The sequence below is a fragment of the Rhodomicrobium vannielii ATCC 17100 genome (assembly GCF_000166055.1).
GTDB lineage: Bacteria > Pseudomonadota > Alphaproteobacteria > Rhizobiales > Rhodomicrobiaceae > Rhodomicrobium > Rhodomicrobium vannielii.
The window spans coordinates 2713199-2737883 of the sequence record NC_014664.1; the positions used below are offsets into that span (position 1 = coordinate 2713199).

23 protein-coding genes and 2 riboswitches are annotated in these 24685 nt (G+C 63.2%); of the genes, 11 read left to right on the forward strand and 12 right to left on the reverse strand.

Annotation, left to right across the window (positions count from 1 at the left end):
* Positions 1–155 precede the first annotated feature (155 nt).
* Positions 156–683 carry a DUF2147 domain-containing protein gene (locus tag RVAN_RS12545; protein WP_013420083.1) on the forward strand — a complete coding sequence of 176 codons (528 nt, stop codon included), beginning with the start codon at positions 156–158 and terminating at the stop codon, positions 681–683.
* On the opposite strand, the gene RVAN_RS12550 is transcribed toward RVAN_RS12545, so the two are convergent.
* Together RVAN_RS12550 and RVAN_RS20270 are read right to left on the reverse strand one after the other, a co-directional pair.
* Positions 653–3319, reverse strand: a complete 2667-nt coding sequence (locus tag RVAN_RS12550) for an MMPL family transporter (protein ID WP_013420084.1) — start codon at positions 3317–3319, stop codon at positions 653–655. The genes RVAN_RS12545 and RVAN_RS12550 overlap by 31 nt on opposite strands.
* Before the next feature lie 165 nt (positions 3320–3484).
* The gene (locus RVAN_RS20270) at positions 3485–3748 is read right to left on the reverse strand and encodes a hypothetical protein (RefSeq protein WP_013420085.1); all 264 of its coding nucleotides are present in this window, start codon (positions 3746–3748) and stop codon (positions 3485–3487) included.
* Between the two features lie 153 nt (positions 3749–3901).
* On the opposite strand from RVAN_RS20270, the gene RVAN_RS12555 reads away from it, so the two are divergent.
* The gene (locus RVAN_RS12555; RefSeq protein WP_013420086.1) at positions 3902–5194 is read left to right on the forward strand and encodes a GNAT family N-acetyltransferase; all 1293 of its coding nucleotides are present in this window, start codon (positions 3902–3904) and stop codon (positions 5192–5194) included.
* Positions 5195–5255: 61 nt separating this feature from the next.
* Here RVAN_RS12555 and RVAN_RS12560 read toward each other — a convergent pair whose 3' ends face one another.
* The 3 genes from RVAN_RS12560 to RVAN_RS12570 form a co-directional block, all read right to left on the reverse strand.
* The gene (locus RVAN_RS12560) at positions 5256–6824 is read right to left on the reverse strand and encodes a TROVE domain-containing protein (protein ID WP_013420087.1); all 1569 of its coding nucleotides are present in this window, start codon (positions 6822–6824) and stop codon (positions 5256–5258) included.
* A gap of 194 nt (positions 6825–7018) precedes the next feature.
* A complete protein-coding gene (gene cobF, locus RVAN_RS12565; protein WP_013420088.1) occupies positions 7019–7795 on the reverse strand; it encodes a precorrin-6A synthase (deacetylating) in 777 nt (258 codons plus the stop codon).
* An 11-nt stretch (positions 7796–7806) separates the two neighbouring features.
* The gene (locus tag RVAN_RS12570) at positions 7807–8925 is read right to left on the reverse strand and encodes a hypothetical protein (RefSeq protein WP_155942451.1); all 1119 of its coding nucleotides are present in this window, start codon (positions 8923–8925) and stop codon (positions 7807–7809) included.
* Between the two features lie 286 nt (positions 8926–9211).
* On the opposite strand from RVAN_RS12570, the gene RVAN_RS12580 reads away from it, so the two are divergent.
* The gene (locus RVAN_RS12580; RefSeq protein WP_013420090.1) at positions 9212–9670 is read left to right on the forward strand and encodes a hypothetical protein; all 459 of its coding nucleotides are present in this window, start codon (positions 9212–9214) and stop codon (positions 9668–9670) included.
* 93 nt (positions 9671–9763) lie between these two features.
* Here the strand turns inward: RVAN_RS12580 and bchE are convergent, their stop codons facing one another.
* From bchE to gluQRS, 5 genes are all read right to left on the reverse strand, one after another.
* A complete protein-coding gene (gene bchE, locus RVAN_RS12585; RefSeq protein WP_013420091.1) occupies positions 9764–11590 on the reverse strand; it encodes a magnesium-protoporphyrin IX monomethyl ester anaerobic oxidative cyclase in 1827 nt (608 codons plus the stop codon).
* 484 nt (positions 11591–12074) lie between these two features.
* Positions 12075–12935: an ABC transporter substrate-binding protein gene (locus tag RVAN_RS12590; RefSeq protein WP_013420092.1), complete on the reverse strand. Its 861-nt coding sequence runs from the start codon at positions 12933–12935 to the stop codon at positions 12075–12077.
* A complete protein-coding gene (locus RVAN_RS12595; protein WP_013420093.1) occupies positions 12932–13711 on the reverse strand; it encodes an ABC transporter ATP-binding protein in 780 nt (259 codons plus the stop codon). The genes RVAN_RS12590 and RVAN_RS12595 overlap by 4 nt, the downstream gene beginning before the upstream one ends.
* A complete protein-coding gene (locus tag RVAN_RS12600; RefSeq protein ID WP_013420094.1) occupies positions 13708–14664 on the reverse strand; it encodes a FecCD family ABC transporter permease in 957 nt (318 codons plus the stop codon). Before RVAN_RS12600 ends, RVAN_RS12595 begins: the two co-directional genes overlap by 4 nt.
* Before the next feature lie 130 nt (positions 14665–14794).
* Positions 14795–14992, reverse strand: a riboswitch (cobalamin riboswitch).
* 56 nt (positions 14993–15048) lie between these two features.
* The gene (gluQRS, locus tag RVAN_RS12605; protein WP_013420095.1) at positions 15049–15921 is read right to left on the reverse strand and encodes a tRNA glutamyl-Q(34) synthetase GluQRS; all 873 of its coding nucleotides are present in this window, start codon (positions 15919–15921) and stop codon (positions 15049–15051) included.
* 92 nt (positions 15922–16013) lie between these two features.
* A riboswitch (cobalamin riboswitch) is annotated at positions 16014–16210 on the forward strand.
* 139 nt (positions 16211–16349) lie between these two features.
* Between gluQRS and RVAN_RS12610 the strand changes: the two genes are divergently transcribed.
* From RVAN_RS12610 to def, 3 genes are all read left to right on the forward strand, one after another.
* Positions 16350–16694, forward strand: coding sequence for a cysteine-rich small domain-containing protein (locus RVAN_RS12610; RefSeq protein ID WP_013420096.1), 345 nt, complete (start codon positions 16350–16352; stop codon positions 16692–16694).
* Positions 16691–18280 carry a cobyric acid synthase gene (locus tag RVAN_RS12615; protein ID WP_013420097.1) on the forward strand — a complete coding sequence of 530 codons (1590 nt, stop codon included), beginning with the start codon at positions 16691–16693 and terminating at the stop codon, positions 18278–18280. The genes RVAN_RS12610 and RVAN_RS12615 overlap by 4 nt, the downstream gene beginning before the upstream one ends.
* 124 nt (positions 18281–18404) lie before the next feature.
* Complete coding sequence (gene def / locus RVAN_RS12620) at positions 18405–18935, forward strand: peptide deformylase (RefSeq protein ID WP_013420098.1); 531 nt, start codon at positions 18405–18407, stop codon at positions 18933–18935.
* 36 nt (positions 18936–18971) lie between these two features.
* On the opposite strand, the gene RVAN_RS12625 is transcribed toward def, so the two are convergent.
* Positions 18972–19673, reverse strand: coding sequence for an alpha/beta fold hydrolase (locus RVAN_RS12625; protein ID WP_013420099.1), 702 nt, complete (start codon positions 19671–19673; stop codon positions 18972–18974).
* 104 nt (positions 19674–19777) lie between these two features.
* A complete protein-coding gene (locus RVAN_RS12630; RefSeq protein ID WP_013420100.1) occupies positions 19778–20617 on the reverse strand; it encodes a response regulator in 840 nt (279 codons plus the stop codon).
* A 145-nt stretch (positions 20618–20762) separates the two neighbouring features.
* Between RVAN_RS12630 and RVAN_RS12635 the strand changes: the two genes are divergently transcribed.
* The 5 genes from RVAN_RS12635 (at position 20763) to RVAN_RS12655 (ending at position 24655) form a co-directional block, all read left to right on the forward strand.
* Positions 20763–21053: a hypothetical protein gene (locus RVAN_RS12635; protein WP_041787579.1), complete on the forward strand. Its 291-nt coding sequence runs from the start codon at positions 20763–20765 to the stop codon at positions 21051–21053.
* Entirely contained in the window at positions 21054–21575 is a 522-nt protein-coding gene (locus tag RVAN_RS12640; RefSeq protein ID WP_013420102.1) for a sigma-70 family RNA polymerase sigma factor, read from the forward strand.
* Positions 21576–21787: 212 nt separating this feature from the next.
* Positions 21788–23128, forward strand: a complete 1341-nt coding sequence (locus RVAN_RS12645; RefSeq protein ID WP_169309549.1) for a sensor histidine kinase — start codon at positions 21788–21790, stop codon at positions 23126–23128.
* The gene (locus RVAN_RS12650; RefSeq protein ID WP_013420104.1) at positions 23125–23562 is read left to right on the forward strand and encodes a response regulator; all 438 of its coding nucleotides are present in this window, start codon (positions 23125–23127) and stop codon (positions 23560–23562) included. Before RVAN_RS12645 ends, RVAN_RS12650 begins: the two co-directional genes overlap by 4 nt.
* A complete protein-coding gene (locus RVAN_RS12655) occupies positions 23555–24655 on the forward strand; it encodes a response regulator (protein ID WP_013420105.1) in 1101 nt (366 codons plus the stop codon). Before RVAN_RS12650 ends, RVAN_RS12655 begins: the two co-directional genes overlap by 8 nt.
* Positions 24656–24685: the final 30 nt, after the last annotated feature.

A 24685-nucleotide genomic window follows, 5' to 3' on the forward strand; every position in this document is an offset into this window, starting at 1 on the left:
TCGGCGGCGGTCGCGTGATGCGCGCCCGGCCCTATCTTTGAATTGTTCTGGGGATAGCATGCGATGCGGGCTGGACGCAAAATTTGTTCTTAACCGCAGAAATTCCACATTGGGGGCACATGAGGCTCGCAGGCAACAGATTGGAGTCAAAATTCATGAAGGTATTTCATCTCGCAGCGGTCGCGGGCCTGCTCATCGCCGGTCCCGCTTTTGCTCAGCCGAAGTCCGCTGCCCCTAAACCTGCCCCGGCGGCGCCAGCCGCGCCCGCGGTTCCGTCCGTTCTGGGTGAATGGCTGGTCGAAGACGGCACCGCTCAAGTGCGTGTCGTTTCCTGCGCGGACGGCGTCTGGGGTATCATCTCGTGGACGAAGGGCGAGCCCGGCGTCGACAGCAAGAACCCCGATCCGGCAAAGCAGACGCGATCCGTGCTCGGCATGCCCATCCTTCTCGGGATGAAGCCCTCGGCGGATAAGCCCGGCCGCTTTGACGGCGAAGTGTACAACGCCGAGGAAGGTGACAACTACATCTCGCACATCAGCCTTTCGAGCCCGGACGTACTGCGCATCGAAGGCTGTGTGCTCGGCGGGTGGATCTGCGGCGGGCAGGACTGGACTCGCGTCAACACCCCGCCGCAGAAAGGCGCTCTGACCGATCAGGCCGTGTGCTCAGAACTTCCGAGATAGGCGGCGGGACGCTTCGTCTCCGTCTTCTTCCCTTCCGTTTCTTCCTCTTCAACCTTTCGTGGCGGCCCCATCAGCAGCGGTTGAAACAGTACCGCTGCCGCCATCGTTGACATGAGCGACAGGGCCAACAACTCACCCATGCTTGACGTGCCGGGGTGCTTCGAAAGGTAGAGGCTTCCAAACGCCACCGCCGTCGTCATGCCGCTGAAGAAAACAGCGCGCGTGAGCGGCGAGGCGAGGAGGCCGCTTTTCCCGTCGCGCCACGCTATGATGTAATAAATCTTGAACGCGACGCCGACGCCGAGCAGCAGCGGCAGCGCGATGATGTTCGCGAAGTTCAGCGGCAGGTCCAGGATCACGCACAGTTCCAGCGTGACGGCGCACGCCAGCAGGAGCGGGAACAGCGTTAGCGCCACGTCGCGCACGCGCCGCAGGAAGATGAAAAGCAGGATCGAGATCGACGTCAGCGCCCAGAACCCCGCTTCGAGGAACGCATTGACGATGGTGTCGCCCGCTTCCTGAATGCCGATGGCTTCGCCCGTCGCGTTCGGTGCAACCGCAGTCACTTCATCCACGAAGCGGCGGAGGACGTCGTTATTCTCGGAGTCGCCGCTCGGCAAAACGGAGATGCGCACGCGACCGTCCGCCGTTTTCCAGTCGGAAACGAGGTGCGGCGGCAGCGAGGCGAGCGTCACCGTTCCGGGGTCGAAGCTCGTCCTGAGCGTGTTCAGCGTGATGTTGAGCGGGTCCACCAGCGCGGTGGCCGCGCGCGCCCGCGCCTCGGGCGATGCCTTGGAGAGCGCGGCGAGAGCATCAGACAGCCGCTTGGCCGCCTCGACGCCTTCCTTCTGGCCGCGAACCCGCGAGATGATTACGCTCAGGAGGTTCGAGGTACCTTCAAGCTTCTCCGCGAGTTGGGCATCGGCTGGAGCAGGCTGGATCGCCTGCGGCTTGAGCACGCTTTCAAGCGTCGTGCCCGTCTGTGCGATCAACGCGCGCTTCTGGTCCTGATTGTCGGGGATGAAGGAGCTGAGCGACGTGGTGCGGGCCACCTCAGGCAGCGCCGCGATCTTCTTCGAAAGCGCGTCCGCCTCGGTCTGCGACGCGGTAAGCACCTCGATGGTGCGGCCCGCCGTCTCAGGATCCTTCTTGAGATCGAGATAGGTCGCGACCGATTCCACGTTCGGGCTGCGAAGGTTCATCGGGTTGAAATCGAACCGCAGCCAATTGAGAAGCGGCAAACCGGCGAGCACCACGCACAAGGTGCCAACGAGGATCGGCCAGCGGTTGCGATCCATGAACTCATCGACCGGCTTAAGGAATGCGTAACCGAGCGGATGCGCCTCGGCGGGCGGGTTCAGCAATCGCAGCATCGCGGGGAGCACGGTGATGCTCGTCAGAAGGGCGACGAACATGCCCATGCCCGCTATCAGGCCGAGTTCCGAAAGCCCCTTGTAGGCCGTGGGCGTGAAGGCGAGGAAGCCTGCGGCCGTAGCCATGGCGGCCAACGCGAGGCGGCTGCCGAGGTTCGACGCATTAGCCTTCAGCGCGCCTTGCAGATCGTCTTTTTCGAAGCGCTCCGCGCGATAGCCGACGCTGAATTGCAATCCGAAGTCGACACCGATGCCGACGAACAGCACGAAGAACGCGACGGAGATCGGATTGAAGGCGCCCACCGCTGCCAGCCCTAGCGCGGCCGTTATCGCAAGCCCCACGATCAGCGAGGTAAAGACGGCGAAAATGATCCGCCCCGAATGCAGTGCGAGCCAGAGAATAACGAGCACGGACAAGATGGTCAGCGTCCCGTGCATGCCCATGTCTTCCTTGAGCGTGCCGAACTCCTCATCGGAGATTGGGACTGGACCGGTCAGGCGCACGGTCACGCCCTGCTCGGGCAGGCCGAGTTCCGCCGCAGCCTTGCGGATCGCGTCGGAGGCTTCAAGGCCCGGCTGAAGCGCATTGTAGTCAAGGATCGGCACGATTTCGATAAGCTGCCGCTTGTCGCTCGTCTTCGACGCCTGACCGCTCAGCATCTCGCGCCAACTGAAATTGGCCGGACGACCTGCGGTGGCGTTTTCGATCGCCGTGGCCATCGAATTGAACTGCGGCGCAAGGCTGTTCAGCGTGACCTGCCGCCCCTGCACGCCTTGCGTTGTGAGCGTGATCGCGCTCATCACGCCGCGAAGGCTCGGATCGGCGGCTAGCGGTTCGAGCAGCGGCTTCGCGCGCGTCAACTGGCCAAGCGCGTCCTTAAGCTCGCTCTCGGAGAGGAAAAGGAAGCCATTCTTCTGGAAGAAGGGGCCGCCGGTCAGCTGCTGTACGCTGCTGATGAGGGTCTTCTCTTCCAAAAGCCGGTGCGCGAGACGCTGCGCGGCCTGATCGGCGAGTTCCGGCGTCGGGCCGTCAACGACCGCGACGATGGCAGATTCCACCTTCGGAAACGCCTTCGCGAACGCAACTTCGCGCTGTCGCCAGGGAAGCTCCGTCGAGATCAGCTTGCTGATATCCGTATTGATCGCGAAGTGCGCGGCAAAATAATAGCCGGATATGATCGTCAGGACGAGCGCTGCGGCCAGTACTCGCCAGGGATGGCGCGAACAGATATCGACGGTCTTTACTATGGGCTCTTTGAGCATTGCCTACCGTATTTGGATTGGTGCAACCGGCACTTCGACGCCGCGAACAATGCAGATATGTCCACGCTTGGCAACCGGAAAGCGTGATGGCGCGACGGATTGCAACCTGAGTTAAGACTTGGAGCGGGACACCATTCCAAGACGGCACTTTTCTGAAATAGGATTTTAGAACGGCAATCCAAGGCTTGCCCTCGCTCCACATTTTTCCCGGACGTGACCCGCATTGCTGCTATTTCGCGCATCTGTTGCAAATGAGGCACGATCGCGCAGCTTCGTGTAAACGAAGCTTGCATTGCTGTTAATGAGGAGAATGTTTTTGCGGCGTCCCGGTTCGACGAACTGAATTTCAATCGCCTTTCTGGTCTGCGGAAACCATCGCCAAAACGGCACTTCAGTCATGACTTTTTGCGGGGCCGCCGCTAAGGCCATGGAACGCCGCCATTTTTTGGGCATGGTTTCGAATCTATCAAGAACACAACCTAGTTTTGCGATAAGTGCTTACACGCCAGTTTTTGTTCATGCCTGCCGGGCGGTGCTAGAAGCCCCTCCAGCAGAACGGGGAATCAGAGAGGGAAACCGGGCATGAGCGATCTCGTGAACGAGGAAGCCGCGGTTTTTGACGCAGGCGAATTGAACAGGGTCCGCCCCGCATTGAGGCGCGATGCCCCTGAAAGCGGCGTCCTATACCGCGTTCCTTCGCGCGACTATGCACCGGAGGCCCGCACGTCACGCGGCCCCGACAGCGTCAGCGTGGCGACCTACGCGGAAATAGAGGCGTCCGGCGGCTGGGACACGGCTTTCAGCGGCCAGTACAAGGACGGACGCTATTACCGGATCGTGCAGGAAACCCTGCATCCCGAGCACAGCTACCGTTATTTCGTGCTGCGCGACCAAGCCGGGCGGCAAAAAGCGATCCAGCCCTTTTTCGTCCTCGATCAGGATATTCTCGCGGGCGCGAGCGGCACGATCAAGGCCGCCGTGGACACTGTCCGGCACCGCTTTCCAAAGTTCCTCACACTCCGCACGCTGATGGTCGGCTGTATTGCCGGCGAAGGCCATCTGGACAACCGCGACGCTTTCGCCGATCCGAAAACGTGCTCGCTTCTCGCGCAGGCCACTCTCGACGAGGCGAAGAAGGAGCGCGCGGGCCTCATTGTCTTCAAGGAGTTTCCGTCCGCCTATCGCGAAGTGCTCGGTCATCTGAAAGACGATGGCTTCATATGCCTGCCGAGCTTGCCGATGGCGAGCCTGAGCACCGCGCACAAAGATTTCGACGCCTACATGGCCGCGTCGCTCAGCCGAGCCACCCGCAAGGATCTGCGCCGCAAGTTCAAGGCCGCGCAGTCCGCCGGGCTGACCATGTCCGTGGTCGAAGACGTCACACCCATCGTCGACGAGATCTATCCGCTGTATCTCAACGTCTATAACCGCTCGAAGCTGCATTTCGAGAAGCTGACGAAGGACTATCTCTGCGCGCTCGGCCAGCGCATGCCGGACCGCACGCGCTTCTTCGTCTGGCGGCGGGGCGACCGGATCGTCGCCTTCAACCTGTGCATGGTGCACAACGACGCGATCTACGACCAGTATATCGGACTCGATTACGAGGTGGCGCTCGATCTGCACCTCTACCATTACACGATCCGCGACATCATGAGCTGGGCGATGGCGAACGGCTACCAGCGCTATGTCAGCAACGGGCTGAACTACGACCCGAAGCATCATTTGCGCATGCAACTCGACCCGCTCGACCTTTACGCGCGGCACCGCTCGCCGGTCATCAACGCGGCGATGAAGGTCGTGCTGCCGTATCTTGAGCCGACCAAGTACGATCCGCACCTGAAGAAGTTCGCGAATTATTCCGATCTGCGGGCGTAGGAGCCGGGCGACGGGAGCGCGGCCAAGAGGACGAGGCACGACCTCGCCCGAATGCTTGCCATTACCCCCGGATGAAGTCCGCGATCAGGCGCGGCGTCTTCTCGTTGAAGCCGATGACATCGAGCATACCGCCATCGTTCGTGTCGGCGATAGAGAACCCGCCCGAAGCCACGCCCGCGATAACGAGCTTTGCGGCAATGCCTGAGCGCGCCCGATACTCGCGCAGCGCGAGCGCGGGATGCACCGATTTCGCGCGCACCTCGCTGTCCGTGTAGACGACGAAGGCATCGACCTTGAGATCGTTTTCCAGCGCGTAGAGCATCGGCAGCGCGCAATCCACGGAATCGGATGAGTAGTTCGCGATTTCGCGCAGCGCCTCGGGCAATCGCATCGTGGCATTGATCCGCACCGGCAAAAGCCGCTGTTCATCCGAACCGCTCGGCACGGCGAAGGCGGCGAGGTGGCACTCGCGCTCGATCGACGCCGAGACAAGCGCCATCGCGGCGACCGCATCGCGCGCGCTCAGGCCCGTGCCGACGACATGGCTCGCGCCCATCGAATAGGAACCGTCGACGGCGATCAGGAGCCGCTTGCCGGTCGTCTCGGCATTCGCAAAAGCCGCGTGGAAGGCCGCTTCGAGCGCGTCCACGACCTGCGGCAGCGGCTCCCATGTCAGCTTCTCCGCGTTGTCGCTCCCCCTCCGGTAGTCGTCGAGCGCGAGCAGGAAGGCAAACGGATGCAGATGCGAATGCCAGACGCGGGTGATGTCCCGCAGCGACGGCATGATGAGATTCAGCCCCTCGCCGGAGGATTTTAGCACGCCCGTCGCGGTAAGGCGGCCAAGCTCGCGCAGCAAGGTTTTCACGGGCATGCGTTCGACGACCGCGCGCAGCACCTTCTCATCGCGCCGCCAGTGCTTCGGCACCGTCTCGATTGGGAGATCATGCGCAGCGATCAGCGCCGCCGCCTCGTCAGCCGTCTTGGCATGCTGCAAGGCGACATAGCCTTTCACCACGGACGGCAGCGCGGGGCTCGTCTTTTCGGTCGCGACCCAATCGTAAAGCGCTTTGCGTGCCGGGTCCGCCGCGAGGGGCTGCGAAAGCCGGATAAGATCTCGATGCGTCCACCCGCCCCGCTGGCGGCTGGTCACGATCTGCCGCGCGAGGTCGTCGGTCTTCTGCTCTGCGTACCACAAAGCCACCGCGCGCTTCGTCGTCGGGTCGAACCCGCGCAAACCCTGCGCCGCCTCGGCAAACTGGAAGATGTGCTCCGTCGTCCGGCACACCCGTGGGAGGGCGGCGACGGCGGCGCGCTTCACGGCCGCGTTGCCATGTACGGCGGCGAGTGCCAGCGCGAAAACGGCGGGCGCGTTCGAAGGGGCGCGCGAGGTGAGGCTTTTCTCCTCGATCACCGAAACAGCATGCGCGCCACCGACTTCGATCGAACGAAGCACGGCCGGAATATGCTCGGCGTTTAGCGCCCGCTCCCGCGCCACATACCGCCCGTTCTCCGAGCCGAGAATGAGGAAGCGCTCAAACCGCGACCAGTCGTTCATCGGGAAAGGCAGAGCAACGGTGTCCACGACGCGCGGCTTGATGCGGCGCAGCAAGAACTTCCTGTAATCGAACATGCAGCCCACCTCGAGCGAAAAAGGATTGCTGCTCCTGTCCTAGAAAAAAATCGAGGCGCGCGGGCGGGCAATGTGGTGCGGCGAATCGGCTCGCCTCTGGATTGAGCATGCGTTCGAAGCCCAAAAGCGGCGCGGACGCGCGTTTCGGCCCGCCTCAGAGCCGTCGCCACGATGCGCCGCGGCGGCAGTCGGCCCTACTCCGCTTGCTCCGACGCTCCACCGACACGCCGCATGAGATAGGTGTCCATGATCCATCCGTGCTTCTCGCGGGCCTCGGCGCGAAGCCGCTCGATCTCGCCGCACACCTCCGAAAGCCGCCCGGCGACGAGAATTTCGTCCTTCGTGCCGAGATAGGCGCCCCAATAGATCTCGACCGTCTCCGGCTCCGGCACGCGCGTGAAGCTCACCGTGCCGTCGAGCATGACGACGACGCTGCCCGGATGGCGCGGGAAGTCCTCGCCGAGCCGCCGCCCCGTGGTGATGAGCACCGGCTCGGCGATGCGGTTCAGCGGGATCTTGTGTTGCGCGGCAAGCGCCTGGATCGCGCCGATGCCGGGGATAACCTCGTGCTCGAACGCGACGCCCTTCGCGAGAAGCCGGTCGAGCAGGCGAAGCGTGCTGTCATACACCGCCGGATCGCCCCATACGAGAAACGCGCCCGTTTCGTCCGGCCCGAGCGCCTCCGCGAACAGCCGCTCGTAGCTGGCCTCGATGGCGGCGTGCCATTCGTCCACATTCGCGCGATAGTCGGGCGTTTCTGCGCGGCGCGGGATCGGTACGACCACCTCGCGAAAGCGAGGCTCGCGGATGAAGCGCGCGCAGACCTCCTCGCGAAACAGGCGCAGCGCGGCCTTTTCCGTGCCCTTGTCCGGGATGAAGAACACGTCGGCGCGGTTCAGCGCCTCGATGGCCTGCACGGTGAGGTAATCCGGGTTTCCGGCCCCGATGCCGATGACGAGAATTTTGCGCATCGCCTGTGGGCTCAGCTTTCGTTCTGTTCGAGCGACGCGATAAGCCCGCCGATCACGGACCAATAGGCCTGACCAAGCGGCGGCACACGGCGCATGATGCCGCGCGCCCAGATCGCCTTGCGGCCGAGTTGTTTGGCGAGTTGGAAATCGACGCTGCCCGGTGGGTCCGCAAGATCGACCACGAGCGCGTGATCCGGCAGGCTGCCGAGTTCGCGCGCGTCGACCACCGGGCCGTTGATGGTGGAGAAGATCGCGTCGAACTTCGGCGACTTCACCGGCAAGTCCGAAAGCGGGAGCACCGTAACGCCGGGAAAGGCGTCGTCCAGCCCGCGTTCATTCGTTGCGAGATGCACGCGCGCGCCCGCAGACGACAGCCGCAGGATCAGCAAATCCGGGATGCGCTCGCTCGCGATGACGCAGACCCTGGAGCCTTGAAGCTGCGTCCCGGCCTTTTCGACGCGGACAAAAAGCTCGTCCATGGCCTCGGAGGCGGCGTCGAGGATCGGCCGAAGCCCGTCTTCATAGCTGTGGACGGTGAGACCCAGCGCAGCGGCATGTCGCGTGAGCGCGGCGTCGGTGCGCGGAGCGATCAGATGTGCGCCTGCGCTCATACCGCCCAGCGCGGAGCCGTAGGCACGTTCCGGCGCGAAGCTTGCGCTTGCCTGCGCGGATTGCCCCGGCGCGGAAACCGGCAGGATCGCATAGCGCGCGCCCTTCACGACCGAAGCCGGATCGGGGTACGCCGCGACGGTGCGGAGTTTCGGTTGGAGCGGCGCGCCGAGGATCGCGACCTTGGCGCCAGCCGTCGCCGCGTTCCGGGCGATGGCGCGGTCGAGCCGCTGCGTGCCGAGCACGCCGAGCGTCACGTTCGCCCATTGAGGCGCGACCACAGTCTGCGGCGCGGTGTAGACTGTATTCCGGCAACCCGTCGCGTTGTCGTATTCGCCTTCCCAGTCCGAATCCATGCGGCCCATGGTTGGAAAGCCCGACGGTGATCCTAGGCGGGGGCGAGGCACGCGCGCGGACGGCGAGGGCGACGGCACGCCCGGCTTGCGGCGAACGCGGATCGTTCTTGGCGCGATGAGGCGCGCGATCCTTGCTAAGCTGCGCGACCAGAAATCAGAAGACACGATGCTTCCCGATGGGTTCGACTTGCATGAAATCGGTGAGGTGCGCGCCGTTGCGCGCTGCTGTTGGCTTATTGTGCGAAAAGCGGCGTCTTTCGGCAACTCAAACTTACGGGCTGATCGCGCCCATTACCGCCGCCGACAGGTATTGCGAGGTTGATGGCTCCTCAGAAAAAATCTTTCTTAATCGCCTCCTATAAAGACGAAAAATCGAATGCGGTTCCCTGTCCGGGTTTGTCTTCAAACTCGCGACGCGCTACTCGCATTCGCGAAATGGGAGGGAGAGACTATGCAAATCAAGGAAACTCCTGACATGTGGGCGCTGCGGCTCACCAAGCGCCTTTGCATTCCCGAGGTGAAACAAGCCGCGCAGGAGTGCGGGCGGATCATAGAAAACGCGATTGCGTCTGCGGATTTGACGCCATCGGGGCCGTGGCTATTCATCGCCCAGAACCTGCCCAAGACCGGCAAGATGCCGTTCGACTGGGCTATCTGCCGACCGATCGAGAGGCCGAACGGGTATCGGGGCGCGATCGAACTCGTCCATCTCGAACCGATCATCGTTGCATCAGCCGTTCATCAAGGCTCTTTGCGGACCCTTTTCACGCAAGGCTATGCACCGCTCGTCGCCGAGATCGAACGATCACGGCACGTTTTTTCCGGTGAAAGCCGGGAAGTCTATCATGATTGGAACGGGCCAGGAGCGGCTTACCAGCGGATCGAAATCCAGTTCGGTTTGTCGCGATAACGAACCGATGGAACGCAGGCATAAAAAAGGCCGGGCGAACCCGGCCTCGGAAGATTGGGAGCGCCGCCATATCCGGCGGCGCTTCTCTTTTCTCTAAACCTTGGCGGGCGTGTCGGCCTTCGCTTCGGCCGTCTCGCAACCGCAGCTGCCTTCCGTGCCGTGACCCTTGCACTCGCCAGCTTCGGTGTGCTCGTGCTTCGACTCTCCCGAGCAACCGCAGCCTGCGTCCATCGTCGGCTTCGCAACGCTGCCGCCGATGGCAGCAGCCATCGTCGCTTCGTCGAGCTGTTGGTCGCCACCGCCGCAAGCCATGACCTTCTGCGGATCGTTCACGTCGTCGCCGCGTACTTTCGCGGCAGCCGCAGCCACCGGGGAGGCTTCAGCCTTGCGCTTCGGCGCGGCCTTCCACGCGTTCGACGAGATCTGAAGCTCGGGCGTCTTTTCCAGCGTACGCGACGTGTCGAAGTCGAACTTGAGCTTCTTCTTCGTCTGCGGACCCCAGTACCCGCGCTTGCCGAGATCGTAGAACTGGCGCTGGTATGCCGAGAGCAGGAACGCCTTCAGGCAGCCGAGCAGATACTTGCGGCGCACCTTGTCGCCACGCACCCACGGATAGCCCCACAGCGCCTTGTTCATGTAGAAGCGGCGGTAGTTCTTCATAACGCCGTCGAGCAGTTCGCCACGGTCGATGGCCTTCGGCTTCATGATCGGCGTCACGAAGTTGTACTTCTCGAAGTCGAACACTTCGACCGAGTCGCCGAGCTCGCGGTAAAGGTCCGAGAACGGCCACGGCGTGAACATCGACCAGTTGGCCATGTCCGGGTTCCACTCGCGAACCATCTTGTATGTTTCTTCGAGCGTTTCGAGCGTCTCGTTGTCGAGGCCGACGATGAACTGCGCCTCGGTCACGATGCCATTCGCGCGGAGAAGGTCGATGGCCTTCTTGTTCTGCCCAACCGTCGTTTCCTTGTTGAACAGGTCGAGGTTGAGCTGCGCCGCCGCTTCCGTGCCGAGCGAGATGTGCACGAGGCCCGCCTTGCGGTACATCGGCAGCAGGTCTTCGTCACGAAGGATGTCGGTTACGCGGGTGTTGATGCCCCAGAGAACCGGCAACTTGCGCTCGATCAGCTCTTCGCAGAACGCCACGAACGCCTTGCGGTTGATGGTCGGTTCTTCGTCGGCGAGAATGAAGAAGCCGACATTGTGATCGCGCACCAACGTCTCGATTTCATCGACGACGAGCTTCGGCTTTCTCACGCGATAGTCGCGCCAGAACTTCCACTGCGAGCAGAAGCTACAGGTGAACGGACAGCCGCGCGCCATGTTCGGCGTGGCGACGCGCGTGTTCATCGGGATGTAGTGATATTTCGTCCAGTCGAGGATGGACCAGTCGGCGACGATAGAATCGACGTCGCGGATCGGCGGCTCGGCCGGGGTAGCGATAACCTTCGAGCCTTCCTGATAGGCGATGCCGTGGACCTGGCCGCGGCTGTCGGGCCATTCACCCTTGTCGATCGCCTTAACGAGGTTCAGCATGACTGCTTCGCCTTCGCCGCGGATGATGGCGTCGATCCACGGGGCTTCGTGCAGGATCTGCGAATACATGAACGTGCCGTGGATGCCGCCCAGCACAGTCACCACGTTCGGGTGAACTTCCTTGGCGATCTGAAGCACGCGCTCGGCTTTGTAGATGGACGGGGTTATGGCCGTCGAGCCGATGATGTCGGGCTTTTCCTCGGCGAGGATCGCGCGGAGCTCGTCCTCGGTGAGGTTGTCCGTCATCGCGTCGATGAAGCGGATGTCGGAATAGCCGCCCGCCTTCAGATAACCGGCGAGATAGGCCACCCATGCAGGGGACCATCGGCCCGCGATTTCGGCGCCGCCCGAATGATAATTAGGATGGATAAGTACAATCCGCATGCATCGCCTCCTTGGGGGCCGCTGTCCCGTCAACGCCTGTTGATGAGTGTGATGATGTCGCGGGGTGGCCGGAAGCGTGAGCTACGCCATAATCCGATATGAGCCGTTGTCCGAAAATGCCACAGCGACATCAGCAACGCTCCTCAGAAGGCGTCGGCGATTCCGCGACAAATCAGAAACCGGCCGGTAGAGTTGAAGGTCATCATAGCGTCTGAACCACCCTCCAGCGGATTTGGTCTGTTCCAATGGCCGGTAATAGCTTGGCAAACTTGCCGCTTCGCTGCGGAAAACTTTCCTGCGCGAGCAATGCCAAGTATCCATCCTTCTTTATAAAAGATGGAATGTCAGCCTGATTACCCATTAACTTCGACGATCAAGACCATCGAAGCACCATCAAACTCGACTTATTGCACCCGCTTGAGACGAATGCAAGCGGCCTTTCGCGGCCCTTTGCGCGGCGTTCTGACCCGATGCGCGTTGAATCTCACCGTGAAAACGCAGGCGTGGCTTTACTCGTCTCGACTGCCGAAACCTGCGCGGCGAGGCTGTCCAGCGCTTCGGCGAGCATCGGTCCGCCGCATGTCGTGAGCCGCTCCGGTATGACCATGCGGCGCGCGAGCGGATACAGCTTTTGCAGCGCGGGATGCACCAGCAGCGCTTCGCCCTGATCCTGCGGGCGATCACGAACATTTGTCACGAGGATGAAATCCGGGCGCGCCATCACGATGGCCTCCAGCGATGCGAAACCGCCATGGGCCAAGCCCATATCGCCAGCGGCATTCGCGAGACCGGCCGCACCCAGCAGCGATGTCGTCAGCGACTCCCCGCCAAACACCCAGCCGCGCCGGGACACGGCGAGCACGCGCGGATGCGTTCGCGATGCGGCTGCCTGGGCGCGGACCAGCGCCGCGTCAATCCGCGCTATGTGAGGCTCCGCGCGTTCGGGATGGCCGACGAGCGCCGCCATGCGCCGGATCTGCTCCTTTGCGTCGTCGATGGAGCGGGCGACGTCGAACTCCGCAACGGGTACGCCCTTCGCTTTCAAAATCTGCCGCGTGGCAAGCCGAGTGAAGCGCCCGGCGAGCACGAGGTCCGGCTCGGCGACAAGCGCATCCTCCGCGCCGCCCGACATCTTCGGGAAGGCGCGGGCTTCCTTCGCGAGCCAGCTTTGCGAGGCATCACGCGAATAAGGGCTGAGACCGGCGATCTGATCGCTGTCCGCTAGCGTGAGAAGAAGCTGGTCGGTGCAAAGATTGATGGAAACGATGCGGCGCGGGCCTTCGGCAGCGCGGGCGGCCGCGAGCGATACGACCAGCATCGCGCAGGCGGCGACGAGGCGGATCACGGCGCGACCCAAGGCACCAGCACCGGCGAGCCGTCGTGCTCCGCCCGGAATGCACCGATGTGGAACGCGTGCGCCAGTACCTCGGGCGAAAGCGCGGCGGAAGGCGGTCCGGACTCGATCAACCGCCCGTCCTTCAGCACGAGCACGCGATCTGCAAACCGCGCGGCAAGGCCGAGATCGTGCGTCACCACCAGCACGAGCGCGCCGCCGAGCGCGGTATCGCGGAGCAGCGCCATCACGTCGAGCTGATAGCGCGGGTCGAGCGAGGCGATGGGTTCGTCCGCCAGCACGATCGGCGCTTCAACCGCAAGCACACGGGCAAGCGCCACGCGCGCCTTCTCGCCGCCGGAAAGCTCGGTAACGGGGCGGTCGGCAAGCGAGCCGAGATCGGCGGCGGCGATGGCGCGAGCGACGGCTTCGGCGTCGCGGCGCGGGAGATTCCCGGGATCGGTCGCGCCGTGCGGATAGCGGCCGAGCGCCACCACATCGCGCACCGGCAGCGGCCAATGCACCGCGTGGCCTTGGGGCAGATAGGCGAAGCGGAGCGCGCGCTCGCGGATCGAGAGCGCCGCCGCATTGCTATCGCCAACACGGATTTCGCCGCGTGAAAGCACCAGCCCCGCGAGCGCGCGGAGCAGCGTCGTCTTGCCCGCACCGTTCGGGCCGATCACGGCTGTGAGGCAGCCGCGCGGCAGATCGAACGACACGTCCGCGATGAGATCGCGCGCGCCAAGCCGAACGCCGAGGCCGCGCGCGGAGAGATAAGCCGCGCTCATGAGAGGCCACCCGTCAGCGCGCGGCGGTCGCGCACGATCAGATAAAGGAAGAACGGCACGCCGATGATGGCCGTCAGCACGCCGACTTTAATATCCGTCGTCGCCGGAATGAGGCGCACGGCGATGTCGGCTGCCAGAAGCAGCGCCGCGCCGATGGCCGCGCTTGGCAGCAGCAGCCGCGCGGGGTCGTGGCCGACGAGCGGGCGCGCGAGATGCGGGGAAACGAGGCCGATAAAGCCGATGGTTCCCGACACCGCCACCGCGCCGCCAACGCCAAGCGCCACGCCCGCGATCACCGCGAGCCGCAGCCGCCCCACATCCACGCCGAGGCTTTGGGCCGCCTCTTCGCCGAGGCTAAGCGTGCGAAGCGCGTTCCGGTTGGCGAGCAGGATTGCAGCACCCGCGAGTATGAAAGGCAGCGCCAGCGCAACATGCTGGAAGCTCCGGTCTTCAAGCGAGCCGAGCAGCCAGAAGGTGATTTCGAGCGCGGCATAGGGGTTCGGCGCGAGGTTCACCGCCAGCGCGGTTCCCGCGCCCGCCAGCGCCGACAGCGCGAGGCCCGCGAGGATGAGGATCAGAAGGTTTGCGTTGCGCCCTGCCACCGCGAGCAGCACGAAGACGGACGCGAACGCCGCCGCGATCGCCGCCACCGGCAGCGCAAATGAAAGCGCATCGGCCAGCCCCGTCGCGATCACCACAACCGCACCGAAAGCCGCCGCCTGAGGCGCGCCGAACAGTGCGGGCGAGGCGAGCGGATTGCGCAACAGCCCTTGCAGCGCTGCGCCGGAAAGCCCGAGGATCGCGCCGATGGCCAGCGCCAGCACCGCGCGCGGTAGGCGGATTTCCTGCACGATGATGCGTTGCGGCTCGGTGCCCGCGCCGAACAGCGCGGCCGTAACCGTGTCGGGCGAAAGCGCGACCGGCCCCGCGCCGAGCGAGAGCACGGCGAGCACCGCCGCCAGCGCGATCAGCGCCAGCGTCGCCGCCGGCCACTTGCGGCGCGGCGCGGGCGCGGTCGCCGTTACGGCTGAATCCGTATGGGGAACCTGTAAAATGACATCCTCCGCCGACCCGCCGTCGCACGTTCGCGTTACAGCGCCGGCCGGTCTCCTGGCTCGCGGGTCGTCGCCGCCATCGCCTTCCCGAACGCATGCGTTCAGTGGCTTCGATTTCGGCTCGCCGCTTACAGTTGCGGGGGCAGCCGCGGAATTGGGATCGAGCGTCCCCCACCGCGTTCCCGTTTCACCCGCTTTCGCGGGCACCGGCGCTTGATGCGGCCTATCATAAAGGGAAAGCGACCGCAATGCGATGGGCTTCGCGTCGCGCGCAGGCGGCGGTTACGCGAGCCGCATAGGGCTTGAGCGCGGCACGGCGGCGCTGGTCCAGTGCCGGACGCCATGGCCGAGGATCTCCGCGCATGGCACTGGCGGCATGCCCGGCGGCACGTCCTGCCCGAGAAAGGCGAGCGCCTGCCACAAGAGGCCGCTATCGGCGGGCGTGGGCAACTCCTGCGCGTGCGTTTGCTTGGAGAGCTTGCTGCCATCGGCGTTAAGCGCGAGCGGCAGATGCATATAGCGCGGCGTCGGCAGGCCGAGCAGCCGTTGTAGCACGATCTGCCGCGCCGTGTTGTCGAGGAGATCCGCACCCCGCACGACATCGGTCACGCGCTGAAAGGCGTCGTCCACGACCACGGCAAGCTGATAGGCGAAAAGCCCGTCGCGGCGCCGCACCACGAAATCGCCCACTGTCTCGGCGACATCCTCTCGCTGTGAGCCGAACACGCGATCCGCGAACTCCACGGTGCCGGGGGGCACTCGGATCCGCACGGCGGCATCCGCGCGCGGAGCGGTGAAGGCGCGGCATGTGCCGGGATAGACCGCGCTTCCAAGGCGCGCTAGGTCTGCGCGTGAGCAATTGCACCAGAACATGTGCCCGCTCGCCCGCAGCGCGTCGAGCGCCTCGGCATAAGCATCGAGCCGCGTCGACTGGAACAGCACCTCGCCGTCCCACTCAAAACCATAAGCGGCGAGCTGATCGAGGATGCGGCGCGCGGCTCCCGGCATCTCGCGCGGCGGGTCGATATCTTCCATGCGCACGAGCCAGCGACCGCCCGCCGCGCGCGCATCGCAGTAGCTCGCCACCGCCGCAACGAGCGAGCCGAAATGCAAGGGCCCCGTGGGCGACGGTGCGAAGCGGCCGATATAGGTCATGCGTTTTTGTCTCTCACGCCGCGCCGCCGCGCAAGCCTGTGGAGCATTGCAGCCGCGCCGTTCGTCGGGCTTGCCAGCGCGCGCCTTCGACCTATTTTAAAGAGAGCTTCGGTGCCCGTGCAAAATCGGGTGAAACGGGAACGCGGTCGGCGAATTTCGCTCATGCCGCGGCTGCCCCCGCAACTGTAGGCGGATGCTTCGATCAAGAGTCACTGGGCCGGTGCGGTTCGGGAAGGCGGTCGAGGCGATATCCGCAAGCCAGGAGACCGGCCGGAGCCGCGCGTTATCAAAATCGCGCACACGCATTTTCGTATCGGCGGAGGGCCGAAACGGTGCCATGCCATGCGCTAGCCTGCCGCGCCTCGTCGCCGGTCGCTCGCCTGTCATCGCCGTCCGCCGCCTCCGATGACACTCGCAAAGGCCGCGGCATGGAACCGAAAGACACCACCACAAACGAAGGCTTCAAGGGCTTCACCAACGAGGCGTGTCCGTTCCTGCCGTGCCACAAGGGCGTTCGCGGCAAATTCAATTGCCTCTTTTGCTATTGCCCGCTAATCGCCTACGAATGCCCCGGCCCTTACAAGGTCTACACCGACGCGAACGGCATGCGGCGAAAGGATTGCTCCGATTGCACCCTGCCGCATAACGGCCATCGCGGAAGCTGGAACTTCATCCAGAAATGGCTGAAGAAGCCGGAGATCTGGGACGGGCACGATCAGACGCGCGAATTCCGGCTGAAAGCGCCGCCGGTAGAAAACGAAACGGAAGAATGACCGCCGACACGATCCCCGCGCAGGCCGCCGAACTCATCGCCCGCATCGCCTATAACCCCGCGCCCGCCGGGCTGCCACGCCGCGCGCGCTCGCTGATGATCCAGGGCACCGCGTCGGATGTCGGCAAGAGCATGGTCGTCGCGGGGCTGTGCCGGGCTTATGCGCGGCGGGGTCTCGTGGTGCGTCCGTTCAAGGCGCAGAACATGTCGAACAACGCGGCCGTCGCCGCAGACAGCGACCTGCCGCCCGGCCCCGGTGGCGAGATCGTCTATGGCGAAATCGGCCGCGCGCAGGCGATGCAAGCGCGTGCCTCGAAGGCCGCGCCGTCGATCCACATGAACCCGGTGCTCCTGAAGCCGCAGACGGATATCGGCTCGCAGGTGGTGCTGCGCGGACGCGTGCTCGGCAACTGCCCCGCGCGCATTTATCACCACATGCGCCAGCGGATGATGCCCGCCGTGATCGACAGCCTCGACCGGCTGCGCGCGGAAGCCGACCTCGTTATCGTGGAAGGCGCGGGCAGCGGTGCGGAGGTCTATCTTCGCAACTCCGACATTACCAACATGCACCTCGCCGAAGCGGGCGGCCTTCCGGTTGTCATCCTCTCGGACATCGACCGGGGCGGCACGATGGCGGCGATTGTCGGTAGCCACATGCTTCTTTCCGAGGCGGACCGCGCGCGGGTGAAAGGCTACATCGTCAACAAGTTCCGCGGCGATTTCTCGCTGTTCGAGCCGGGCGTGGTGACGATCACGGAAGCGACCGGCTGGCCGTTTCTCGGCGTGCTGCGCTGGTTCGACAGCGCGGAGCGGCTTCCGGCGGAGGATTCGCTGGCGCTGGAACGTCCCGCCGAGGGCGAAGGGCGCGGCGTCAACGTCGCGGTGCCGCGCCTGTCACGCGTGGCGAATTTCGACGACCTCGACCCGCTGGCGGCGGAACCCGGCGTTTCGTTGCGGTGGATTCAGCCGGGCAACCCGATCCCCGCCGATACCGACGTCGTCATACTCCCCGGTTCCAAGGCGACGCGCACCGATCTCGACGTGCTGCGCCGCGAGGGCTGGGACATCGACATCCTCGCGCATGCGCGGCGCGGCGGTCGCGTGATCGGCCTTTGCGCGGGCTTTCAGATGCTCGGCCGCGTGGTGCGCGATCCGCAGGGCATGGAGGGACCGGCTGGCGAGACGGCGGGCCTCGGCCTGCTCGACATCGAAACGGAAATCGGCGGCGAAAAGCGGCTGATCGACATCGACACGACCGACCGCGCGTCGGGCTGCCGCGTCACGGGTTATGAGATGCACATGGGGCGAACGACCGGCGCGGGGCTCGATCAGCCCTGGCTCGTGCTGGAAGACGATCGCGGCGGCGCACGACCCGAGGGTGCGCTCTCGGCGAACGGCCTCATCGCGGGCGCATACGTTCACGGCCTCTTCGGCTCGAACGAGTTCCGCGCGCACTGGCTTCAAAGCGTCGGTGCGGCGGCTTCCGGCCTTGATTTCGACGCGCGCACCGAAGCGGCACTCGAAGCGCTGGCGGACCATGTCGAAAAGAACCTCGACCTCGACGCGTTGCTCGCCCTGGCCGTTTGAATCGCGCTCGTTGCCTTCAAAAATCGGCGCGGACCCTGCGAAGACTTGAGCGGATGAACAAATCCTGATTTCCGCCGCAAACGAAGCCGTTGACCGCGCCGCGCGCCTCGCTTATCTGCTGAGCATGGCAATACGATCCATCATCACGATCCCCGACGCGATCCTGCGCGAAACATCGAAAACCGTCGAGACAGTCGACGACGAGGTGCGCGCGCTCGCCAACGACATGCTTGAAACCATGTACGCCGCGCCGGGCATCGGGCTCGCGGCGGTGCAGATCGGCGTTCTTCGCCGCCTCATCGTGATGGATGCGCAGAAGGGCGACGAGAAGGGCAAGAACCCGGTCGTTCTCATCAACCCCGAAATTCTAACACACGGCGACACGCCGCGCGTGCATGAGGAAGGGTGTCTGTCCATTCCGCAGATGTATGCCGAGGTGGAGCGGCCCGCGCTTGTGCGCGTTCGCTATGTCGACGCCGAGGGCAAGCAGCAGGAGCGGGACTTTTCGGATCTTGAGGCGACGCTCGTGCAGCACGAGATCGACCACCTCGAAGGGCGGCTGTTCATCGATCACCTGTCGCGGCTGAAGCGGACGCTGCTTATCCGCAAATACCACAAGCTGCAACGCGAGCGCGCCAAGGCCGACGTGCTGTAGGGCGCCACGCTTTCGCGCCGACGCGAATCGCCCGCCTCAAGCGCTGTGCCACGCTGCCAGCGTGCGCGCCATGAAGTCCGGCTGTTCCAGCGTGGACAGATGCCCGCAATCCGGCACGACCTCCAGTTTCGCGCCGGGGATCGCATCGGCCATTTCCTTCGCGAGTGCGGGCGGCGTCAGCTCGTCGCCATAACCGACAGCGATGAGCGTCGGGCAGCGGATCGCGCCGAGATAGGGCCGTGAGTCGCGCCGACCCATGATGGCGGTCTGCTGCCGGACAAAGACATCCGCGCCACCTTCAAACATCATGCTTTCGACGACAGCGCGCAAAGCCTGGTCATTGCGGCGGCTTGCATGCACGAAAACCGGAAACAGCAGGCCCGGCAAATCGCCGAACTTGCCGGTTTGCGCCATCTCGATCTGGGTCTTGCGGCGGGCCGTCTGCTCCGGCGTATCGGGGCGCGCCGTTGTGTCGAGCAACGCGAGCTTTGCCACGCGATCCGGCGCACGGCGCATGATCTCGAAAGCGATATAGCCGCCCATCGATAGCCCGGCGAGTGCGAAGCGCGGCGGCGCTGCCGCGAGCACATCGTCGGCCAGGGCGGCGATGGAGTCGCTACGGGTGTGGTTGGCAACCGTGACGGTCGCTCCCTGCCTGAACAGCGCAGGAAGCTGGCTGCCATAGAGCCGCGTGTCGCAGCCGAGGCCGGGAATCAACAGCGCTGGCAAGGCTTCCATGGTGTTCTCCGGTTCCCCTCGTGCGGTCCCGCGAGATTTATGCGGGTGCACGAGCCTGAGGAGTCACGTTGTTCTGTAAACGGTCCCGCTGAAGGAACGGTTTATCAGCGGGCGTCGGCTGCCGACTCCGAGGATTTCCGGGGAAGTTCGCCGTTGCCGTCCTTCACGCGCGAGCGCACCTGGAAGAACAGCGCCTGCCCGATGATGGCCTTGACGGTCTCGGCGTTGAATGGTTTCGCGATGAGGAAGGTCGGCTCCGGCTTCGCGCCGGTGAGCAGAAGTTCCGGGTGCCCCGTTATGAAGATAACCGGCAGTTCGAGTGAGCCGAGGATTTCGTTCACCGCTTCCACCCCCGAACTCCCATCCGCGAGCTGAATATCGGAGAGGATCAGATCCGGCTGCGTTTCGCGCGCGAGCTTGAGCGCGGCGGCGTGCGTGCGTGCTGTGCCCGTCACGTTGTGACCGATGCCCGTCACGATCTCTTCGAGATGCGCGGCGGTCAGCGGTTCGTCCTCGATGATGAGGATGTCGGCCGGGTCGATCTGGCTCGCGATTTCATGATCCGCCGCCGCGATCAGCACGGCGACTTCAGCCGTGTCGATGTCGAGAATTTTCGCGATCGCATCCGCGTCGAAGCCTTCCACCGACAAAAGTAGAAAGGCCTGACGAGGCTTTGGCGTGAGCGTTTGCAGGCCATGGATCGCCTCGGACGTTTCGCTGCTGATCCGGAAGTCGTTGGTGCCTACGGAATTCCAGATCTTCAGGAAAACGCGGTAGAGCGCGATCTTCGGCTCCAGTCCGGTCGGGAACAATGTGGGGTCGTCGACCAGCGCTTCCAGCAGGGCCACAACATAGGCATCTCCGCTCTCCTGCGAACCGGAAAGCGCACGCGCGAACCGCCGGAGCGAAGGCAGATGCGGAGCAATGGATTGCGAAACAGACATATGGCGTTCCCCAAGGATAATTGTCCAGGCGCAGTTGACGTGACTGCAACAAACGCCCGTAGCGGGTGTTCCAGTGCATTGATGATTTGTGAAAATTTACTCCCTGTCCAGAGCGGCCGGTGACTCCTCTCAACAACAAGGAACCATGATGAACGAAAACGATACGAGCGAGCGCGAAGCGAGCGCTCCTCTCCCGCAGTCGCCTCTGAAGGCCGATGAGGCCGGGTTGGTCGTAAAGCTGACCGAGATGCCTGAGGACAAAGGCGCCGCCGACGGGGCCGGCGATTCCGAGCAAAAGCCGCCGCTCGATCCCACATACGATGAAGCGAGGTTCGCGGCCGGTGTGGTGAAGCTCTACGAGAAGCTTCTCGCGGAACCGATCCCCAATGAAATGCTCGCCCTTATCAACAAGATCGAAAAGCAGGAGCGCAATTGAATGGGTAATCCCGCCGATGCAAGCCTGCGGCAGGAATTGGTCAAGTGGATCCCGAACCTGCGCGCCTTCGCGCTATCGCTCACGCAAAGCTCGCAGCATTCGGACGATCTGGTTCAAGATACGCTCGTGAAGGCGCTGTCGAACCTGGACAAGTTTCAGGAAGGCACGAACCTGCGCGCCTGGCTGTTCACGATCCTGCGCAACAGCTTCTACAACGACATCCGCTACAAGAAATATCATCAGACCGCGCCGCTCGACGATGTCGATCCGTCGAACCTCGAAACCCGCGCGACTCAGGAAAAATATATCGAGTTCAAGGACGTGCTGAGAGGGCTGAGCGGCCTCGTGCCAGAGCAGCGCGAGGCGATCATCCTCATCGCGGCGGAGGGGCTTTCCTATGAAGAAGCAGCGGCGGTCTGCAATTGCCCAGTCGGCACGGTCAAAAGCCGCCTCAGTCGGGCACGGCAGCGGCTTGAAGAATACGTGAACGGGGAGAAGGCGATTCCCGCGCAGGTCGATTGACCTCCATGAAGCCACATCGTGTATCTTACGTCGACGGTCGCGCTTCGGCCGCGAAGGAGAGCTTGGGTGTGATGGCTGGCTTTCGCGACATCTTCACATTGTTCCGCGAGAGTCGCCGCGAGGCCGCGCTTCTTGGTGCGGCCGCCAGCGTGCTCATCATCCTTATTACATCCTCCTTCTGGCTATCCCACCGTCTTGAAAGCGATGGGCGCATGGCCGCCGAGCTGAACCGCTATAACGCGAAGCTTGGCCGCGTCGCTCGCACTATGCGCACCGTGGAAAGCAGCCAGCGCGGCTACCTGCTCACGAGAACGGAACAATATTTGCAGCCCTATAACGAGCTGCATTCGCAGCTCATTCCGCAAACCAGAAGACTGATCGAAAGCGCCCCACCGCAGCTCGAACGAGCCGAGCGATTGACGGTGCTGCTCGATCTGATGACGCGCAAGGCCGACGAAATGGCCGGAACCGTTGCCTTGGCAGCAAGCGGGCCGCCGGAGGCCGCCATCGAACGTCTGAAAGAAAACTACGGAATCACACTCTCCGAACAGATCGAAGAGAACATCAACGCCCTACAGGACGAGACTGCAGCGGACCGCGAAGAAATAGAAAACAACGCGACCGAACTCCGCGAGATGAAGACCATAGTCGATGTCATCGGTGGTGTCGCCGTGCTGGGCTTTTCGTTTTTGAGCATGTGGTTTCTGATGAGGTCTAATGCGGCGTTGACGAAAGCCCACAAGGCGCTCGAAAAATCGAACAACGACCTCGAAGATATCGTCATGCATCGCACCGCCGCGTTGCAGCGGGCGAATGATGAAATTCAGCGCTTCGCCTATATCGTGAGCCACGATCTTCGCTCGCCGCTTGTCAATATCATGGGGTTCACGTCGGAGCTTGAAACGCTTCGCAAGGAACTGTTTGAACGGCTGGAGAAGGCGAACGCGCTGGCGGATGCGGACGTTCTCGGCAAGGATTTCGACGAGGCTTTCGGCTTCATCAAAAGCTCGATCGCCAGAATGGACCGGCTCATCAACGCCATCCTGAAGATTTCCCGGCAGGGGAGCCGTCCGCTTCACTCTGAATTGATCGACGCAAAGGCCCTCGTCGAAACCGTCGTTTCGAACGTCGCCCATCAAATACGCGAGAAGGATGGACGTATCACGGTCGGGGATTTGCCGCCGGTCCTGAGCGACCGGATGTCGATGGAGCAGATTTTTTCCAATCTCATCGAGAATGCCATCAAATTCCTTAAAAATGACGGACACGGAGAAATAAAGATAGAAGGCTACTTGCGGGGTGTTGACGTAGTATATTCGGTTTCCGATAATGGCCGGGGCATCGATCCCCGCGATCATCAAAGGATCTTCGAGCTTTTTCGGCGGGCTGGTCCTCAGGATGTGCCCGGCGAAGGAATGGGATTGGCATTCGTGTCCGCGTTGGTGCGGCGACTCGGCGGATCAATCGCCGTCGAATCGGCCTTGGGAATCGGGGCCACTTTCAAGGTGACCCTTCCGGGAACCGCAGCGCAGAACAGGGGGATGGCCGCGTGAACAAGCCTGTTGCAATCGTCATGATCGAAGACGATCATGGTCACGCTCGCCTCATCGAACGGAATATCCGACGGGCCGGCGTAACGAACGAGATCATTCATTTCTCGGATGGGGCGTCCGCGTTCGCCTATTTCAAGCGGATCGAGAGCGAACCGGCCGACCTGAACCCGATCCTCGTATTGCTCGACCTGAACCTGCCGGACATGTCGGGAATCGACATTCTCGAATATCTCAAGAACGACGGTCATCTTCGCGTTGCGCCCGTGATCGTGCTGACAACAACAGATGACCAACTCGAAATCCGGCGGTGTTACGATCTCGGTTGCAACGTCTATATAACCAAGCCCGTCGATTACGAGCAGTTTGCCGTTGCGATACGGCAGCTCGGTCTGTTCTTTTCCGTCATCAAGGTTCCGGACCCGCTGAATGCCTAACAAGAATCCGCGAATCCTGATCATCGACGATGATGAAGGCTTTTGCCGGCTGGTTTCCAATCGTCTGGAACGCAGCGGCTTTTCTGTCGTTTCGGCGTACTCCGCCGCGGCTGGCCTTGAGGAAAACGCGGCGTCCGAGTTCGACGTTATCCTGCTGGATCACGTCCTTCCCGAGCACGACGGTCTGTCGCTTCTCGCGGCGCTTCAATCGCGCTCGAACGCGCCCCCTGTCGTTTATCTTACCGGAACGCAGGATAGCCGTGTCGCGGTCGCGGCACTGAAGGCGGGCGCGGCGGATTATGTCGTAAAAGACCTCCACGGCGATTTCCTGCTGCTGCTGGAAAACGCGATCACCAACGCGATGTTCACGACCGCCCTCAAGCGCGAACGGGAACGGGCCGAAGCCGCCGTCCGCACCGCTCGCGACGAATTCAAGGCGCTGGCCGAGGAACGCGCGCTGCTGCTTCGCGAGGTCAATCACAGGGTCAGCAACAGCCTTCAGCTTATTGCGTCGCTTCTCCATTTTCAGGGAGACGTCAGCGGCAATGCCGACGTGAAGGCCGCGCTGAAAGAGGCGAACGGCCGCGTTCTAGCGGTCGCGCGGGTACATCGCTCGCTTTATACTTCGTTCGACGTGCGATGGGTGACGCTCTCGGAATATCTGGCGAGCCTCATTCGCGATCTGGAGGATGTGTCCGGCGGCGAAAGCTCGAACAGCGTCATTTCGTTCAGCGGCGCGCCGATCCAGATCTCGCCTGACGCGGCCGTCGCGATCGGCATCGTGACCACCGAACTCATTCTCAACGCGCTGAAGCACGCCTATCCGAACGGACGCGGTCAGGTGCGCGTGTTGATCCGCCTGCGCGAGTCGGAAATCGATCTTTTGGTCGAGGACGACGGCGTGGGCACCCAGGATATCCCGCCCGAAAAGAAGAAACGGCGTGGACTTGGCCAGCGTATCATCGCGGGCATGGCCGAAAAGCTCGAAGGCGCGTTGCGATACGAAAAGCTGTCACCAGGCACACGTGCTGTCCTGACCTTTCCCCTCGGCGATCATATTCGTGTTCTGGAAAGCGAAAAGGCGCTGACCTGAGGCGCCGACCCGGATGCAAGACCGGATCGT